Source organism: Pseudoalteromonas sp. SWYJ118 (assembly GCF_015864505.1).
Taxonomy (GTDB): Bacteria; Pseudomonadota; Gammaproteobacteria; order Enterobacterales; family Alteromonadaceae; genus Pseudoalteromonas; species Pseudoalteromonas arctica.
Genome location: NZ_JADYXC010000033.1, coordinates 12282 through 30781, shown reverse-complemented (window position 1 = coordinate 30781; position 18500 = coordinate 12282). Strand labels below are relative to the sequence as shown.

The following is an 18500-nucleotide window of genomic DNA, read 5'->3' as shown; positions in this document are numbered from 1 at the left end:
CGATGATCAGGGATTGGTGAAAAATGTTCATTAAAGGCAGATAACATTTGAGACTCCTATGAATTAGAAGCGTATTTGATCACACTTGGCTCAAAATGGAAAGTTCATGATCTTGCCCTGGTTTTGAGCTGTAAACTCCTTAAAAAATCGACATTTAGCGTTACAATCTTAAATTCACGCATTCAAAAAAAGTACGTCTTTATTACTAACTTACAATTGCGTTCATTTACGCTATAACTCCTGTAGCTGTTTTAAATCACCCATGATATAAGCAATATTCAATCAATGCATTTGAGGGAATTATGGCGCACGATCACTCACATAGTCATGTAGACGAAAACCAAAGCAATAAACAACTCACCGTTGCTGTGGTTATTAATGTATTGCTAACCGTAGCCCAAGTTATTGGCGGGATATTTTCGGGCAGTTTGTCACTTATAGCCGATGCCCTTCATAATTTAAGTGATGCTGCCGCTATATTTATAGCCTTGGTTGCACGTAAAGTTGGTAATAAACCTGCTGACGGCACTCATCACTTTGGCTATAAACGCGCTGAAATACTCGCCACACTTTTTAATAGCTGTACATTAATATTAATTGGCGTGTATTTAATTTTTGAAGCCATTTCGAGCTATTTAAACCCTCAACCAATTAATGGCTGGATAGTTGTGTGGGTGGCAGCAATAGCATTGGTAATCGATTTAGCAACCGCATTTTTAACCTACCGAGCGGGTGCAAATCACAGTATAAATATAAAGGCGGCCTTTATTCATAACGTATCTGATGCAATGGCGTCTATTGTGGTAATTATTGCGGGCACCTTAATTATTTTATACCAATGGTACATTGTCGATTTAATTGCCACTGTACTTATTTCTATCTATGTAATTTATCATGGCATTTTACTATTAAAGCAAAGCTGCAAAATTTTAATGCAAGCAGCACCCAATAACATCGACACACATGCTATATCGAATGCTATTGGTAGTGAATTTAATATCGAATCGGTAGTTAGCATTAAGCTTTGGCAACTAGACGATAAAGAAAACTACTGCGAGCTTGTTATTAGCACTCAGCAAGCAATTGATTTGCTAACCTTAAAAAGCTTTTTACACGACAATTTTAATATCGAAAACTGCATAATAGAAATCCAACCAAATACACAACTATTTAATTGAAAACAGCTCGTATTATCATTTACAATGTTGCCATTAACTCATAATGAGATACCGTTTTTGAAACTTTGGTTACGTAGAATTCATTTAGGCCTTGCCCTTATTAGCGGACTATTTTTATTAATAGTGAGTTTAACCGGTGCTGTTATGATTTATGCAAAAGATATACAGCACCTAATAGAACCAAATAAATGGCTCGTAACGCCACAAACAAACTTAATGCCTTACGATGTACTTATACAAAATGTACAAGCTCAAACTAAGCAAAAAATCACCTTTTTTATGCCCGAACAAGCGCCAAACGCCGCATGGCAGTTTAGGTTAGCCAATAAACACTACGCGAGTGTTAATCCCTACTCTGGGAGTGTACTAAATATCTATGAATCAACAGATACGATTTATGGGTTTGCGATGGGATTGCATCGCTGGCTGTTGTTTGAAAACAGTAAGGGTGAAAAAACCTTTAAAAATTGGATGTCGGTATGTGCATTGCTACTTTTAATAAATGTATTACTGGGCTTTTATTTATGGGTAAAGCCCAAAAACAGAATTAAACGTTTAGCCATAAAACCCAAAGCCAAATTTAGAGTGCTTATGTACCAATTGCATACTGTACTGGGTGTTTACTTTTTTATACCGCTTATGCTTATTGCCTTTACTGGCATGGCATTTAACTGGAAAACACAAACTCAATCGGTATTAGAATTTGTGACGTTTAATAAAGTAGAACAAAGACCTGAAGCGCCAAAAATAATAGCCCCTTCTCAAGCTGCGTTAAACTACAATCAAGCAATTAAAAATGCAGAGAACGTATTTCCAGATGGTAAAGTATATAGAATTTACTTACCTAAAAAAGATGACGAAGCAATTGCACTGAGAATGCAAAACCCTGGCGAAAGCCACGCTTACAGCTGGGTTTGGATTAACCCATTTACTGGTAAAGTATTAAACTCATTTGACGCCAGTAAAACCAACTTCACAACACAAGCATGGAACTTTAAGTATAAGTTTCACATTGGTGATTTTGCAGGTCCTATTGTGCAGTTTTTATGGTTATTAATAGCCCTTTCACTCGCATTTTTTATTGTAAGCGGTGTATATTTTTGGTTAAAACGCCATAAATGGAAATAAATCTCATTAACACTTGCGTCATTAGTTGATAATAATTACCATTACGTAAATTATTATCAACTAAGACACCCCATGTTAAAAACTTCGCTTTGCCTTATTGCTGTTGCAATAAGTACTAACACGTTAGCAAATGAAAATAATAAAAATGAATACACTTCTGATCAGTTAGAGCATGTCATTGTATCTGGCAGCCGCATATCAGAAAGCATTGACGAAGTACCCGCCTCGATTACCGTTATTAATCAGCAACAAATACAACAGCATTTAAAGGTAAGCTCAGAACTGGGAAGTTTACTCGCGCAAATGGTTCCTGGCCTTGCCCCAGATACTGGCAGTTCAAGTAATTCAGGACAAACACTACGCGGCCGTGCGCCTTTAATAATGATTGATGGTGTACCGCAATCAACCCCTCTTCGTAATGGTTCTTTAGGTGTAAAAACGCTTGATGCAAGTGCCATAGCGCGCATTGAAGTCATAAAAGGCGCAACGTCTACTTATGGTAATGGTGCCTCAGGTGGCATTATTAACTACATAACAAAACAGGCTCGCAGTGATGGTAAACCGGAAGGTGAAATAAGTATTTCAAGTCGCTTTAGCGCTGTTAAATTAGCAGAAAGTGGCGGCGGTAGAATAGCGGCTTCAGTAAACGGAAAACTCGATAAACTAAGCTACCTGTTAACGGCAAGCTATGAAGAAAACGGCGTACAACGCGATGCAGAGGGCGATATTTTAGGCTTGCAATATGGTTTATCAGACTCTGAAACTCAAAACTATTTTACCAAACTAACTTATGATTTTGACGACGAAAAGCAACTGCAGTTTAGCTATAACTTTTACAGCTCACAGCAAAAAACTGATTTAGGCGATGTTACTGGCGATGGCAATATAGGGGAAAAAACATACGCTATACACGTCCCCTTAGAGCTTCAAAAACAAGGTAAACCGCAAGGCCCAGAAGGCAACGAAAATATAACCCTAAAATATGTTGATTACGCGTTGTTTGAAAACACACAAATGACCCTCGATCTGTATAAACAAAATATAGAAAACGTATTCTTTTTCTCAACCGCTTTAGCCAATCTTGATGAAGGTTATAGCGGTGGTCAATCGGTTATTAAATCAGACAAGCAAGGTGCCAGAGCTACATTTAATAGTCAGTTTGATTTTGAAAACGTAACAGCCACCCTAATCTACGGTATTGATGCCTTAAACGATAAAACATCGCAACCTTTAGTAGATGGCCGTGTGTGGGTGCCAGAAATGGACATGGAAAGTGTGGCAGGCTTTTTACAAACAAAATGGGTAATAAACGACGACATTATTGTAAAAGCGGGTGTAAGAAACGAAAGCATTGATTTGAGCGTAAGTGACTACCAAACGCTAAAACTTTGCAAAACCGTATCGCAATGTTCAGTACCATTAAATGTGCGTGGCGACACCATTAATTACGATGCAACAACCTATAATGCCGGTATTAAATATAACTTAACCGATGTCTTTAGCCCGTTTTTTAGTTACTCACAGGGTTCTGATATTTCTGATATTGGCCGCTTACTTCGCGCAGCGACCGTTGACGACATTGCACTTATTCAAACACAAGCCTCAATAATCGACAATTACGAAGTTGGTTTTACCTCACAGTTTGAAAACGTACGTTTTGAATTTGCTCTTTACAGAAGTACCTCAGAGCTTGGTACTAGTAATGAGTATAATGAAGTAACGGGAGTTTACGAACCTGTGCGTGCACCACAAGAAATATGGGGTTACGAAGGGTTAGTTAATTACACTATTACCCAAGACCTTAAGTTAAGCGCCACATATAGTTACGTAGAAGGTAAAAACACCGAAGCTGATGACTATCTAGGCGCAAGCCAAATTAGCCCACCTAAAGCAACAGCGAATGTAACGTGGCAAACAAATGACGAGCTATCGCTTGCAATGAGCTTTTTATATGTAGGCGACAGAAAGCGTTTTGATAAAAATGCGCAAGGCCAATACTCTGGCGATCAGGGCCCTGTTAGTAGCTACAACACATTCAACTTAAGTGGCCAATACAATGTTAACGCTCAATGGAGTGGGTATTTTGGAATAGAAAACCTATTCAATAGTGATTACTACCCTGCCCGCGCACAGGCATACACCTACGGTGGATACAATATTAAAGGATTAGGCACAACGGCAACGCTGGGTGCTAAATATCAATTTTAACAAATAAGCACGCGTAATAGGCATGCCCTGCATGCCTATATGCTCAACAAATCCCGCATAAATAAACGTCTCGCTTTTTCCTATCAATCATGATCTTGTATTAGATGCTAATGCAAATAAAAAACTGTCCATAAACCAAGCAGTAACGCAAACTTAAATAAGAATCAAAACCAATAGTAACGCAATGATTTTTATAGAGAAAACTTGCAATATAGGCTATTTGTACTACACTGCATACAATTGAAATAGTTAAGGCGATTTATCATGAAAGGTAATCAAAAAGTAATCGATGCGTTTAATACATTGTTAGCTAACGAATTAGCAGCAATCGATCAGTATTTTATACACTCGCGCATGTATGACGACTGGGGTTTAAACAAACTATACGATCGCCTTAACCACGAGATGGAAGAAGAAAAAGATCACGCAGACTGGCTTATTAAGCGCATCTTGTTTTTAGAAGGTGTACCAAATATGACTAAGCGCCGTGATTTACTTATCGGTAACGATGTAAAAAGCATGATGCAAAACGATTTAACACTAGAGCTTGAAGTAGTTGCGTGTGTTAAAGACGTCATCGCAATATGTGAAAAACAACAAGATTATCAATCTCGTAGCATTTTAGAAAAACTGTTATTTGATACCGAAGAAGACCATGTTTACTGGTTAGAGCAGCAACTTGGCTTAATTGATAAGATTGGTTCTGAAAATTACCATCAAGCACAAATGGCTTAGTAGGAGCATATTATGAAAGGCGATAAAGACGTTATTGCAGCGCTTAATAAAGTACTCGCTAATGAGCTTGTTGGTATTAACCAATACTTTTTACATGCACGCATGTTTAAAGATTTTGGTTTCACTCAACTAGACAAAGCAGATTACAAAGTATCAATTCAAAAAATGAAAAACGCCGATCGTTTAATCGAACGTATTTTGTTTTTAGAAGGCTTACCAAATCTTCAAGACTTAGGCCGATTACGTATTGGTGAAAACAGCGAAGAAATGATTGCAGCTAATATGGGTTTTGAACTCGATACTATTGATGAGTTACGTAGCGCAGTTAAACTGGCTGAAAACAAAAAAGATTATATTACCCGTGAAGCTCTTGATCACATTTTAAATGAACAAGAAGAGCAAATTGATTGGTTAGAAACCCAACAATTACTTATTAAAAATACGGGTATTAAAAACTACTTACAGTCTCAACTGTAAATAGTAACAAGCATAAAAAAAGCAGCTAAAAAGCTGCTTTTTTTATATCTAAGTTTTTATATGTAATTAAGCAACTTGATCCGTTACATCAGCAATCTGAATAAGTCTGCGATTAAGGATCTTTTTAGTACAACCACAGCACTTACCGCATTGGCTGCCTACTTTAAGCTCTTTAGTTAATTCACGCATGGTCGTTGCACCATCGTCAATTGTTTGCTCAATTTTTTTATCAGTCACACCGTGACATAGACAAATATACATGAATACAAACCACTCTCAATTTCATTTAGTGCGTACATACTAATCTAAACGAAAATGGTTATCAATTGTTATTTAACTAATATGTATTATTTTAAACTTTTTTTGGCCAGTGCCACTTAAATTGAGAATTCGCGACAGCTTTAAAAAACTAAACTAAATTCAGCTAAAGTATAGTGCATAAATTGAGTATTGTTAATTAGAGCCTACCTTAAATGTAAGTAAAATTAGGTTTAGCTAAATATTTTAATAGTTGAATGGTTGAAAATTAATTACATTAAGGCTTTAAAAACCTTAATGTATAAATACGGAATTTACGGGTCGGTTATTTCCGATTTATGCCAGTGCAGATCGGATAAGCGAAGCGCCATCCGACACAGTAAAATACCTTGTCAATTATTATCAACATCTTATGTTGTCGAATGGCCGGAGATGGATGGTCGCAACCTTAGACACTTATTAGCAGTATATTAGTCAGTGTTAGTAAATTTTGCATAATTAGTAGTGATTTTCGTTCCTTTTTCAGTTTTTGTTATTATTGCTTTTTCAATAAAAACAACTGAGTTACCCAAATAGATCTTTACACTACCACTGGCTATTTCCGGTGTAGCTGTTTCCCACTTTGAATCAACTAACACTTCATAAGTAAGAGTTTTTGGCAAGAAAATCTCTACATTGTTACTGTAAACTCGATAATCATTATTTTTAGATGTTGTAACTTTATCTGAGTGTATCTTAATATCTGATGCCATTGTAGATGGCACTAGAAATAAAACACTACTGAAAATGGCTGCAATCATTGAAGATAACACTGCTATTTTGGATTTAGAGTGATTTTTCTTTAATGGGATTTCAGGCTGAAATAACTTAGTAACATCTAGCTCAAAACAGGAAGCTAATGCTTTAACAGTTTCCAATGAACCTGAACCATTATTTTCTACTCTTTGAATGGTTCTTAAACTTACAGCACTAACATCAGCTAAATGTTGCTGACTCCAAGCTCTGACTTTACGTTCTTCTATAATTTTTTTAGCGTTTAGTTTCATTTCCATTTGTATTTCTCACATGAATATATTGAAGCTATATCCTGTTCAAAAACTCCTTTTTTGTATACGACACATTTGCGTCACCTTAACGACAGGTCAATGCCATACTGCTAACAGCTTTATCAAAGGTTCCCTATCTTAGAGCGAAAACGTCCTTATTTCATGAGCTTCTATTATTATCAAATAGTGTAAATTATTACCAGCTATAAATATTATGCTTACTGTAGTTTATTTACACATATGAAAAAGGAGATAGTTTCCTTTTATTCTTACTAAGTTAATGACAACTCACCTGAGTGACGGCTTATCGCCCTTTCCTGACTATCAACTAATTGCCAAAAGCTAACTTTATTACTCCCGAATAAATTAACTATATTCGATTCTTAATATTTACCACGCAAAAGTTTTGTGGAATAATGCCCGCCTCTTAGGGGAGTAGCCCGCTCAGTAATGAGTAAACTTATCAACATAATTGCACCTCATGTGCATGGTAAGTTTGTAATGTTGTAATGTTGTAGCAAGCGTTATCGGCGAGACCTAGGTAGACACTATCCTCATGGCGGGAGATAGTTGTTTGCCTTGGTTTAGTATTCCCGCCTGTAAGAATCAATAATGGAAGTTTTTTTAACCTCAACCGTCACTGTCACACTTGCCGAAATAGGCGATAAAACTCAGCTTTTATCACTCCTATTAGCAGCCCGTTTTCGTAATAAAAGCGCGCTTATTCTTGGTATTTTAGCCGCAACCTTACTCAATCATGGTTTATCAGCGTGGTTTGGACAGTGGTTAAGTAATAGTTTTTCTTCTGAATATTTGCCTTGGCTTGTAAACATCAGCTTTATTGTTGTTGGCCTTTGGCTATTAGTTCCAGACAAAGACGAAGCTGTAAGTAGTAAATACGATAGCTACGGGGCTTTTTTAGTCGCTTTTGTATTATTTTTTATTGCAGAAATTGGTGATAAAACACAAATAGCGACGGTGTTGTTAGGGGCACAATATCAGTCTGTGTTTTGGGTAACAGTAGGAACTACGTTAGGTATGCTAATTGCTAACGTGCCTGTTATATACGCTGGTAATGCATTACTAAAAAGAATATCTCTAAACACCGTACGTGCTATTGCTGCTTGTGTGTTTGTGTCATTAGGTATTTATGGCTTAGTTACAATTTAATCAATATTAAAGCTCGCAACTATTGATTTAAGTGCGAGCTTTAGTTTATCGATACGTTATTTATGCATTATTTACACAGTAACATCCCTTGGTTTGTGTAATTAAGAGATTTGAGTTAAAACCAGCAGCTAAATTAGTGACCGCAGTTTCAACAAAACCACTTCCTTGGGCACAAGCTAATCCTTCAGAGAGCGGCCCAGCATAAACAAACTCACCGTTTTTATTAATAATAACGGCGGCAGGCGTTGCCGGAATAACGTGTTTAAGCTTTGGTGTTAATTCAACTTGTACAACCTTCATAGCTTTATTGGCAGCAAAAGAGGTTAACGATGAAATATGCGGCTTAGCTTGTATAGTACACCCGCATTTTTTTTCTGTTATAAGCACTAAAGACGGCTCACCAGTATCAACCCAATCCAATTGCTTTTTAAAGTTATTAAACCAGTGTTTTTGCAATAAAACTTTTGAGCTGTCAAACGGTTTAAGCTGCTCTAATTGAAAATAAACTAACCCTGCAACAACACAAATAAGCCATGTAGCTATAAGCGAAAATACGAAAGTGTTAGATTTATTTAAACTTGGCAATGCTTTGCTCTAACACATCAATACTTACATCGATTAACTGCACCTTAGCGGTTAACTGCTGCACTATTTGCGTATCTTGGTACTGATTTTGGCGCATAGTATCAGTACTGCTTGCTATTAATTCAGTATTACCTGCCTGCTCAGCTACAACTTGTGCAACTGAGTCAGAGCTTGAAGATACTGCGGCTATTTGCTCGCTCATTGCTGAAATATTCTCTTTCATTGCAGCACTAATACTTGTTAAATCGACTACAAAATTCACACACTGACTCATTGATTGTGTTGACGTTTTACTATTATTAACAAGATCTTTTAATGTTAGACTAATTTTATCTGTTGTTGCTTTACTATGGTTAGCTAAAGATCTTACCTCATCAGCAACGACAGCAAAACCTCGACCATGTTCGCCTGCACGGGCTGCTTCAATAGCGGCATTTAAAGCAAGTAAGTTTGTTTGCTCAGCAATACCTGATATCTCATTAAGAAGACCTGAAATAACATCGCCCGCTGCCACTAAGTGGTTTATTTTTTCTTCAGTATGGTTAAGTAGTGTTAACAGCTCTCTACTTTTAGCATCTGTTTGAAGTACTTCTTTTAATGCGTCGCTCGCAGCTTGTGTAATATGGTCTACTTGACGCTTAAGCACCTCACTTTCTTCTTCTACAAGTTTAAAACCATTAGCAACTTGAGCGCCAGAATTAGCAATATCATCAGTTTGTTGTGTACGCTGCACTGCACCACCGGCCAGCTGATCATGAACATGTATAAGCTCTTGTGAGTTTTTTTGCAGTGATTCTGATTGAGTTTGTACCTGCTTAATAACATCAGATAAGTAATCTAGTAACGTGTTAAACCCTGCTACAGCCTCACTTTTAGTGTCATCAGCGCGAAGAGAGAGTTTAATATTTTCAGGGTCTTGCATGATTTGCTCTGTCGCATAACTTAAAGATAGGCCCGCACGACGTTCGCGTTGCAACATTACGGCAATGTAGCCTGCAACTAACACTTCAACTATTGCGTATCCAGCATGAATAAGCACCGTAGTAAAAGCAAGCCTATCAGGGTCAAATACATAAAATCCTGTATTTTGAGTTTGTAAATAATAAAAGGATAAATGATGAACAGCTACAAATACAATTGTAGTAATAAACACTCGCCACTGTACAAAAACAATTAACATGGGCATTAAAATAAATATTTCAAAATGGACTTCAATCAACCCAAAAGTTTGTTGAATGTGCAAAAAAGAAAACATCATTATGGCGGCAGCTACCACATGCGGGGTAACAGGACTATCCCCTTGTGTGTTTAAAAGCCATATAGGTAATAAACACAATGGCAAACCTATCATAAAGGCCTGCGCTAATGTGTCGAAATACAAGCCAATAGCGATAGATTCGACAAACAAAAGACTAAAAATAATTGTAAATAACCGGCCAATACTAGACATAAGAACCTTAAAATTGTTGTTTGCATTGTTGTTTTATAAAGCAGTCTGCAATATACGTATCAAAACGAGTTTCAGTTTACTGAACACAATAATAAACTACCGACACGTCAAAAAATAATACATTTAATTTAATTTACATTATATACATGCAGTTTACTTAATTATAGGCAGTATTTTTTTAAACGTAGGCGTTGCTGCTTTTTTTGTCCATTGAAAAATAACTATTTCAGCGCATGAAATTACCGAACCAGCTTGGCGTAGCTGTTCAATCGCCAAATTTTTATGTTGCGGATTTCTCGAGCCAACTCCGTCGTGTACGATAATAACTTCAAAACCATTTTCTATTAAATCTAAGCATGTTTGTAAAACACACACATGCGCTTCAGTGCCAACAACAACAACTTGCTTTTTACCATAGCTTTTTAACTTATCAACAAAGCCAGGCTCTGCACACGCACTAAAGTACGTTTTGTGAAAATACGTAGCATTAGGTAACGTATTTTTAATTTGCTGATTAGTCTCGCCCAACCCCTTGACATATTGCTCGGTTATTAAGACTGGGACGCCGTGAATAATACCCGCCTGCGCTAACTGCAATGTACTTTTTAAAATATTCGGAAAGTCTTTAATTGCAGGAGCAAGCAACTCTTGTAAGTCTATTATTAATAACACGCTATTTTTTGCATCAATATTAGATAAAACCACTATACTCTCCTTATGAACATTAACTGTTATCTATATAGATTAGCTCACTATTTGAAAATGGAGCTTTTAACTTTACGTATATTATTTGTAATTAAAAAATAAAAACTTATGCTATATTTACTATCTAGCTAAGTATCATCCTATCCTCCACTGAGAGTGTTTATAAGTGCGTTTGAGCAAACTTTTTTTTCATATCACCATTGTTTTTTTACTATGCATCCAAAGCACTTTTGCATCACAAAACTATGCTCAACAATTACAACGAATTTCTACTGACGAAGGTCTCTCGCAAAGTTACGTTTTGCAGTCGCAAGAAGATGACATTGGCTTCATATGGATAGCAACCCAACAGGGTTTAAACCGTTTTGATGGTTATAAAGTAAAAACTTTTAATGGTGGCTTTGGCTTAGATAAACACTATATTTATGCATTATTTAAAGCCGAAGACGGAAAAATCATTGCCTCAACTGATCTTTCTGGTGCGTATATAATAGATCCCCTCACTTTAAAAACCGAAAAAATCTATTCTGGTCAAATAGATAAAGAAAAAAAGATGTTTTCTCCAATCTCCGCAATGACTCAGCAACAAGATACTTTTTACTTCGCCATAGATGGTCAAATATATACATTTGATGAGACGAGTAAACACTTTACACTTAAGCTAGCACTCCCAAATAAAAGGGACTACATTAGGTCATTAACGATATATAAAAACACTTTATATATTGGTACAAATGATGGTTTATACACTGCAAATATAGATAATTCAGAACTTGTAAAAATCCCTCTTCATCCCCCTGAAAAAAATACGATAGATAATATAAACGTCAAATTTTTAAGTGTTGATAATGAATTAGGATTACTTGTTGGTACTGTCGAAGGTATGTATCAATTAGCATTTGATAATAACAAAAATATATCTGCAGCAAATGTTACAACATTAATCCCTGATTATAATATATGGGATTATGCCAATACTGTTTACGGCGAGTTTGTAGCAACCGAAAGTGGATTATTTAGTTATCACCGCGAAACCAAAGAGTTAGAGTTCATATTAAATTATGAAAAAAGTAAGTTTAATATTAATGAAAACTCAATCAACGATCTAATGATTGATAAGTCCGGCGTGCTTTGGCTCGCATCTAGAACCCAAGGCGTGTTTACCTGGCCAATTAAAACCCGACGGTTTAAACACATTTTTTTACCCGGTAACAATACTGTTCATGCCACCTACCAAGATAAAAATAATATTATATGGCTAGGAACAGAAGATGGAATTGCGCGCTATGACAAATCAACAAATAAAAGTGAAGTATATTTAAGCTCGACCGACTCAAAAGCAATATACGGAGCATCTGCGGTATTTGATATTTTTGCGTCTTCAATTGGAAACGATCAATTTCTTTGGCTTGTTACTTATGATGGTTTTAAACTTTTTGATAAGCAAACGGGTAAAGTTATTGAAAATAAAGACACAGACAATAATGTAATTAACCAGCTCAACTTATTTGGTTTTGCCCAAGTTGATGCAAATAAATATGCATTTATGTCTGATGATAATTTTTATATTTTTAATGAAACAACCGGAAAAACAAGAATTATTAAAGGACTCAAAGAGCAAGTTGACCCTTTATTTTCTTATGCTTTTTATAAACCCCTCGACACACATCCTGAAGAATTTGTACTTAGCACATCAAAAAGTTTTTTTAGGTACAACGAAAAAACGAAAACTTTAACGACTATATTTCAGTCATTTAATCCTAAAGAAGATATTTTTTACACTGTAGAAAATTTTTACTTAGACTCAAAACGAAATATCTTATGGTTGGCAACCACCCACGAAGGCTTGCTTGGTGTTGACCCAGTTACTTATGAGAGAAAACACTACATAGGATTAAAAAATTCATTTAATACTGACTCTATCTATTCGTTACTTCCTGATGAAAATGGTTTTTTATGGGCAAGTACCGACAATGGTTTATATCAAATAAACCTAGATACACTCAATGTGGTGAGTTATTCAGTAAAAGACGGGTTGAATATAAACCAATTTACTCCTATAGCAGCAACAACATTAAACGATGGCAGGCTTATATTTGGTAGTAATGCGGGCGCCCTACTTTTTGACCCCTTAGACTTTGATGAAAATGAATTATTTAAAAAAAATAATGTAGCGATTACCGATATAAATCTTTTTACCAAAGAGCTCGATTATTACCCTCATAAATACCTTAGCCAACCACTTGATCTCAGTTATGAAGACATGGGCCTTACAGTTAGTTTTTCTAACTTTTCTTACCCCAATATAGACAAAGCGTATTATAAGGTAATTCTTTCAGGGCCAACGTCCCTTACATATGAAGACTTACAATCTAACCAAGTGTTTTTCACAAAACTTCAACCCGGTAGTTATTCGCTAAAAATATCAGCACATAATCGCGATGGTATTGTTACAAGCGAACCTGCCACACTTAATATCAACGTGGCCTACGCACCATGGAAGTCGCCCTTTGCTATTGTCGCCTATGTAGTTTTAATAATTGCCGTGTTGTTTTTCATTTTTTGGCAATACCGCAGCCGCCAAGTTGCAATTGAACAAGCCCATAGAGCGACTATTCATTCGCAAAAGCAAACAGAACTCGCGCTTAAAAATAACAAAAGTGGCGTGTGGGATTATAATTTTAAAGATGCTTCCGTAAGTACGCTCAGAGGAAGTGAATTAGGCTATACAGGCTTGCCTGTACGCGTACACATAGAACAATTTTTAGCGCTTATACACCCAGATGACCGACGTCGTTTTGAAAACCAATGGGAAAACTACTTCAAGTACAAAAAACAACAAAACTGGCAAGCAACTTATCGTCTACAGCATAAAAATGGGCATTGGTTATGGTATCAAGATACAGGACAAGTTATATACGATCCTCAAACAAATGAGCCGCTATATGTTTCTGGCATATATACCAATATCACTGAGCAACGGGCTAATGAGCAACAAGCAAAAATTCTAGGTGAAGCGTTTAGCCAAATAAACGACTGGTTACTTATACTCGATAAGCATTTAATGCCATTTTCTGCGAACAACAGTTTTATTGAAACGTTTTCAAGTGAACAAGCAGCCACTAAAATTAGCCCAAAATTATTTATTAGGGCCATTGGTAAAGATAAGTGTAGAGAGTTTGCAAATATTTTAAAAAAATTAAAAGCTACAGAAAACTGGCAAAGTGATGCTTATATAAAAACAGCAAAAAGTAACGAACATCCAATACATATAAGCGCCACAGCCGTAACAAAAGATACTGCAAGCTACTACGTGGTTGTTATTACAGATTTAACTGAGCAAAAACGTGCAGAAAACGAACTGCGCTATTTGGCTAATTTTGATCCTCTAACGCATCTACCTAATCGTAGTTTAATGTATAAAAATATTGAAGACGCGATTAAACATGCCAATGAAAGTAATACACAATGCGCATTATTATTTATTGATTTAGATAAGTTCAAACCTGTTAACGACTCTTTTGGCCACGCAGTTGGTGATAAGCTACTTTGTAATATTACCCAAAGAGTAAACGGTATGCTTGGCGTAAACGCAAAACTTGGCCGTCAAAGTGGTGATGAATTTTTAGTGCTGATTCAAAATATAAAATCGCTTCAATCTCTTCGCGATACAGTAAGAAAAATTAGTAATGAGTTAGCTAATAAAGTAATTATTGAAGACTTCTCTATTAATATTTCAGCCAGTATTGGCGTCGCTTTATACCCATTCGATGCTGTAACCACCGATATACTTATCCGTAATGCCGATGTTGCGATGATGCACGCTAAACAAGGCGGGAGAAACGACTTTAAGTTTTTTAGCGATGAAATGAATGAGCTGATAAAACAAAAGTTACTGCTCGAAAATGATTTAAAAGATGCAGTAAAAGACAACCGATTTTTTAATCACTATCAGCCCATTATCGACATACAAGAAAAAACAATAAATGGCGTGGAGTTACTCATGCGCTGGAAAAATCAAGGCCAGTTAGTATCCCCAGCACTTTTTATACCGGTAGCAGAAGAAACTGGTTTAATAGAACTCCTTACTGAGCAAGCATTGCAACGAGCTCTTATTGAAATTGCACCTATACTCAGCGCAAACCCATTGTTTTATATATCTTTAAACTTATCTCCTAAACACATTTTAAAAACAAACATAACCCAGCGGTTAATGTCCATATTAGCGGACTCTCAAGTTCATCCAAGACAATTAAGACTTGAAATAACAGAGAGTATTTTACTAGAAGACAAACTCAAAGCAGCCAAGCAGCTACAAAACTTAAAAGCTGCTGGGTTTAAATTACTACTTGATGATTTTGGTACTGGTTACTCGTCACTCACCTACTTGAGCCAATTTCCTATTAATGTTATTAAAATAGATCAAAGCTTTGTAAACAGTATTGGTATAGATAAAGGGGATGAATCGATTATTAAGACCATTCTTTCATTGGCCGAAAACCTAGATCTTTACTGTATTGCAGAAGGAGTAGAAACGCGCGAACAGATGATCTTTTTAACAGAGGTTGGGTGTACTGTACTGCAGGGTTATTACTTTGCAAGGCCAATGGATGCTAAAGACTTACGTAAAAGCGATTGTTTTAGCAATATCATTGATTTGATTTGATTTGATTTGATTTGATTTGAAACATTAAAAGCGTGCTAATCATTATTACACGCTTTTATATTAATTAGATGCTACTAATGGATGTGATGGCATTCGTGGCTTTCTATTTGTAATACACTATTGCGTACATTAAATTTTTCAGCTAACAGTTGTTCTACCTTCATACGACATGCTTCATCGTGTTTCTCAATAGTACAATGCTCTTTAAGTACAACGTGCGCCCCGACTACTACACCCTTATATTTACGCGTTACAGTGACGTTATGGACATTGTGAACATGCTCCATATCTGTAATCTCACTTTCAATATCTGCAACTTTAGGGAGTTTGGCCTTATTTAAGCGTAAACCTTTTATACAACTAATAATGACCTTAACACCGGTAAACAACACGAAAGAGGCGATTAACATGCTCGACAAAATATCGATAACAACCCAGCCCGTAAAATATATAAGAATACCAGCCACAAATGTCGATACGGTAGAAATCAAATCAAAGAATGAATGTAAAAATACCGCGTAAACATTAATACTCGCTTTGCGGCCTTTATATAAAACCCATGCAGCAGCACCATGAAATAAAAAACCAATAGCAGCAATAACCGACATTAAATAACTATTAATAGCCAGCTCATTTCCTTCATGCTGGTGTATATAGCGCTCACCACCTTCATACAAAATAATTAAACTGATTGCTAGGTATAAAAATCCGTTCACCAGACCACCCAAAAGCTCGGCTCTTTGATGACCATCGTTATAGGTTTTAGCAAAATGAATAGCGAGACTTGATGCAATCAGTGCGATGAATAACGAGCTATTGTGAACAAACAAATGCCCCGCATCGGCAAGTACAGCAAGCGAATTAGAATAATAAGCACCTATAACCTGAATTACCATAAACGAACACGTAATTGCTAGCGCAATAAGTAACCGACGACGAGAAGCTTGGTGTGTAGTGATTTCTGTCATGAAATGCTTGAATAACCTATACTTAAAGTGCAAATAAACCAAAGATGGCTTAGAGTAGAAAAGGGTAATGATATACAGTATCAATTATAATACGTACTGCCCTCAAACGCACTAAAAACTTAGTAAATCAAAAAAAATGTGCTAATAATTAGTAGGGCTTGTTGAACTTCGGTGGTTGAATTTACACCAGTATTTTTGTTTTTTAGGCAAGGCAGAGCCTATGTAGTGTGGCTATTCCCCATAAATAGGCGATAACGCAGCATAAATACCAAACATGCGCAGCCTTTTGAGCTCGTTCTAAGGACGATTAACACGCCCAAGTAAAAACAATAAAAATACAATAGATAACAATTTAATTGTGGCTTAAACACATGGAGAGTTGAGTGAGTAATAACCTATCAAATGAAATATGGCGAAACTTGGAGTTACTGCCGTTTTGTGTATTACTTTATGATGCCAATGAAAATATATTTAAAGTTAACAGCCAAGCACAGGACTTGTTTGGCTTAAGAAATAAATCACATTTTAATAAAATTGATTTTTCACACATCACTTTAACCAATCATCACAGTAAAAAAGAACTATTAGTCGAGGAGCTATTCTTTGATTATTTCACTGCAAATAACCAATGCCAGTTTGTTTTATCAAAACAGGTATCTAAATTGCTACTCAATGTAAAATTTGCAAAATTACCTAACTCAAGCTCCATTATTATAATCGATGTATTGAATAATAATGTAGATGAACAATATGATTTTGATAATATTATTTCGAACATATCAACTGACTTAATTGATATTCAAAACGACGACGTTGATAAGCATATCAACTACGCATTAAAAGCTATTGGTACCGTTTGCCACGCAGATAGAAGTTATCTTTTTAAGTTTGCCGAGGATGGTAAAACCATAAATAACACCCACGAATGGGTCAATAATGATATACAAGCATTTAAAGAGGACTTACAAAACCTTCCGAAAAGCGATCTCCCATATTTTTTTAGTTTGATGGCACGTACTCACTTATTTAGAGTTAACGATGTAACGTCGTTACCCATTCAAGCAATGAGCGAAAAAACAATTTTCCAGCGACAAAAAATAAAATCAGTACTTTGCATTGGTCTACGTTATGACAAAGAGCTCGTTGGCTTTATAGGCTGTGATTGCGTTGTTCAAAAGCGAAACTGGACTGATTTAGACCTTATTCGCTTAAGGTTAGTAGGTGAAATGCTTGCTAATGCTTTCAAAAATTTAAATTACAAGCAAGAGCTACAACAAGCTCAGCAGCAACTCATTAATGCCAATCATAAACTTAACAAACAAGTTAATACTGATGGCCTTACAAACATTGCTAACCGACGCTGTTTTGATCAAACTTTAAAATGCGAAATTAAGCGCGGCGCACGTAATAAAGAACCCATTAGTTTAATAATGTGTGATATTGATTTTTTTAAGCGTTATAACGATAACTATGGGCATCAGCTAGGTGACGAAGTGTTAAAACAAGTTGCCAAAGCGCTGCATGATCTTTGTAAACGTGAAGGTGATTTAGCCGCTCGTTTCGGTGGTGAAGAATTTGCGATAATTTTACCTGCAGTCGACACAGATCATTGCCAAAGATATGCAGTTCTTATTCAGGAAAAAATTGCAGAACTTGCAATTGAACATAACTTTTCAAGTGCCAGTAAATACCTCACTTTGAGTATCGGATTTTATAGCCTTATACCCAATCAAAAAACAACACCTAAAGAAGTTATAACTAACGCCGACATAGCCCTTTATAACGCAAAAGAAACAGGCAGAAATAAAATAGCCAGTTTTTAAAAAAACCGACTAAGTCGGCGCGCTACAGTGAGTTTTAGTGGTTAAAAGTTCGCTGTAGTGATAATCTATACACGCTGAAATTATAAACAATACAACCACTCAG

At 36.1% G+C, this 18500-nt stretch carries 14 protein-coding genes; 8 read left to right on the top strand and 6 right to left on the bottom strand.

The window, feature by feature from the left end; translation table 11 throughout:
* Positions 1 to 302 precede the first annotated feature (302 nt).
* From I6F48_RS19815 to bfr (I6F48_RS19795), 5 genes are all read left to right on the top strand, one after another.
* Positions 303 to 1178, top strand: coding sequence for a cation diffusion facilitator family transporter (locus I6F48_RS19815; RefSeq protein ID WP_165740457.1), 876 nt, complete (start codon positions 303 to 305; stop codon positions 1176 to 1178).
* Positions 1179 to 1235: 57 nt separating this feature from the next.
* The gene (locus I6F48_RS19810; protein WP_165740455.1) at positions 1236 to 2306 is read left to right on the top strand and encodes a PepSY-associated TM helix domain-containing protein; all 1071 of its coding nucleotides are present in this window, start codon (positions 1236 to 1238) and stop codon (positions 2304 to 2306) included.
* 72 nt (positions 2307 to 2378) lie between these two features.
* Positions 2379 to 4514 carry a TonB-dependent receptor gene (locus tag I6F48_RS19805; RefSeq protein WP_197120142.1) on the top strand — a complete coding sequence of 712 codons (2136 nt, stop codon included), beginning with the start codon at positions 2379 to 2381 and terminating at the stop codon, positions 4512 to 4514.
* Positions 4515 to 4778: 264 nt separating this feature from the next.
* The gene (gene bfr, locus I6F48_RS19800; protein WP_165728420.1) at positions 4779 to 5249 is read left to right on the top strand and encodes a bacterioferritin; all 471 of its coding nucleotides are present in this window, start codon (positions 4779 to 4781) and stop codon (positions 5247 to 5249) included.
* Positions 5250 to 5261: 12 nt separating this feature from the next.
* Complete coding sequence (gene bfr / locus I6F48_RS19795) at positions 5262 to 5726, top strand: bacterioferritin (RefSeq protein WP_010554007.1); 465 nt, start codon at positions 5262 to 5264, stop codon at positions 5724 to 5726.
* 66 nt (positions 5727 to 5792) lie between these two features.
* Here the strand turns inward: bfr (I6F48_RS19795) and I6F48_RS19790 are convergent, their stop codons facing one another.
* Together I6F48_RS19790 and I6F48_RS19785 are read right to left on the bottom strand one after the other, a co-directional pair.
* Complete coding sequence (locus tag I6F48_RS19790; protein WP_002960627.1) at positions 5793 to 5987, bottom strand: (2Fe-2S)-binding protein; 195 nt, start codon at positions 5985 to 5987, stop codon at positions 5793 to 5795.
* Positions 5988 to 6454: 467 nt separating this feature from the next.
* Positions 6455 to 7036 (bottom strand): helix-turn-helix transcriptional regulator, encoded by a 582-nt coding sequence (locus I6F48_RS19785; RefSeq protein WP_101164255.1) that lies wholly within the window; start codon positions 7034 to 7036, stop codon positions 6455 to 6457.
* Between the two features lie 606 nt (positions 7037 to 7642).
* Here I6F48_RS19785 and I6F48_RS19780 point away from each other — a divergent pair.
* Positions 7643 to 8200, top strand: a complete 558-nt coding sequence (locus tag I6F48_RS19780) for a TMEM165/GDT1 family protein (RefSeq protein WP_165728421.1) — start codon at positions 7643 to 7645, stop codon at positions 8198 to 8200.
* Positions 8201 to 8260: 60 nt separating this feature from the next.
* Here I6F48_RS19780 and I6F48_RS19775 read toward each other — a convergent pair whose 3' ends face one another.
* The 3 genes from I6F48_RS19775 to I6F48_RS19765 all read right to left on the bottom strand — a co-directional run bounded on the left by I6F48_RS19775 (position 8261) and on the right by I6F48_RS19765 (position 10940).
* Complete coding sequence (locus tag I6F48_RS19775; RefSeq protein ID WP_007581838.1) at positions 8261 to 8785, bottom strand: DUF6436 domain-containing protein; 525 nt, start codon at positions 8783 to 8785, stop codon at positions 8261 to 8263.
* Positions 8769 to 10235, bottom strand: a complete 1467-nt coding sequence (locus I6F48_RS19770) for a methyl-accepting chemotaxis protein (RefSeq protein WP_007581837.1) — start codon at positions 10233 to 10235, stop codon at positions 8769 to 8771. Before I6F48_RS19770 ends, I6F48_RS19775 begins: the two co-directional genes overlap by 17 nt.
* A gap of 153 nt (positions 10236 to 10388) precedes the next feature.
* The gene (locus I6F48_RS19765; RefSeq protein WP_165741307.1) at positions 10389 to 10940 is read right to left on the bottom strand and encodes a hydrolase; all 552 of its coding nucleotides are present in this window, start codon (positions 10938 to 10940) and stop codon (positions 10389 to 10391) included.
* Between the two features lie 166 nt (positions 10941 to 11106).
* Between I6F48_RS19765 and I6F48_RS19760 the strand changes: the two genes are divergently transcribed.
* The gene (locus tag I6F48_RS19760; protein ID WP_197120141.1) at positions 11107 to 15606 is read left to right on the top strand and encodes an EAL domain-containing protein; all 4500 of its coding nucleotides are present in this window, start codon (positions 11107 to 11109) and stop codon (positions 15604 to 15606) included.
* A 74-nt stretch (positions 15607 to 15680) separates the two neighbouring features.
* Here I6F48_RS19760 and I6F48_RS19755 read toward each other — a convergent pair whose 3' ends face one another.
* Entirely contained in the window at positions 15681 to 16574 is an 894-nt protein-coding gene (locus I6F48_RS19755; protein WP_007581834.1) for a cation diffusion facilitator family transporter, read from the bottom strand.
* Between the two features lie 383 nt (positions 16575 to 16957).
* Here I6F48_RS19755 and I6F48_RS19750 point away from each other — a divergent pair, with 383 nt between their 5' ends.
* Positions 16958 to 18397 (top strand): diguanylate cyclase domain-containing protein, encoded by a 1440-nt coding sequence (locus I6F48_RS19750; RefSeq protein WP_154902943.1) that lies wholly within the window; start codon positions 16958 to 16960, stop codon positions 18395 to 18397.
* Positions 18398 to 18500 lie beyond the last annotated feature (103 nt).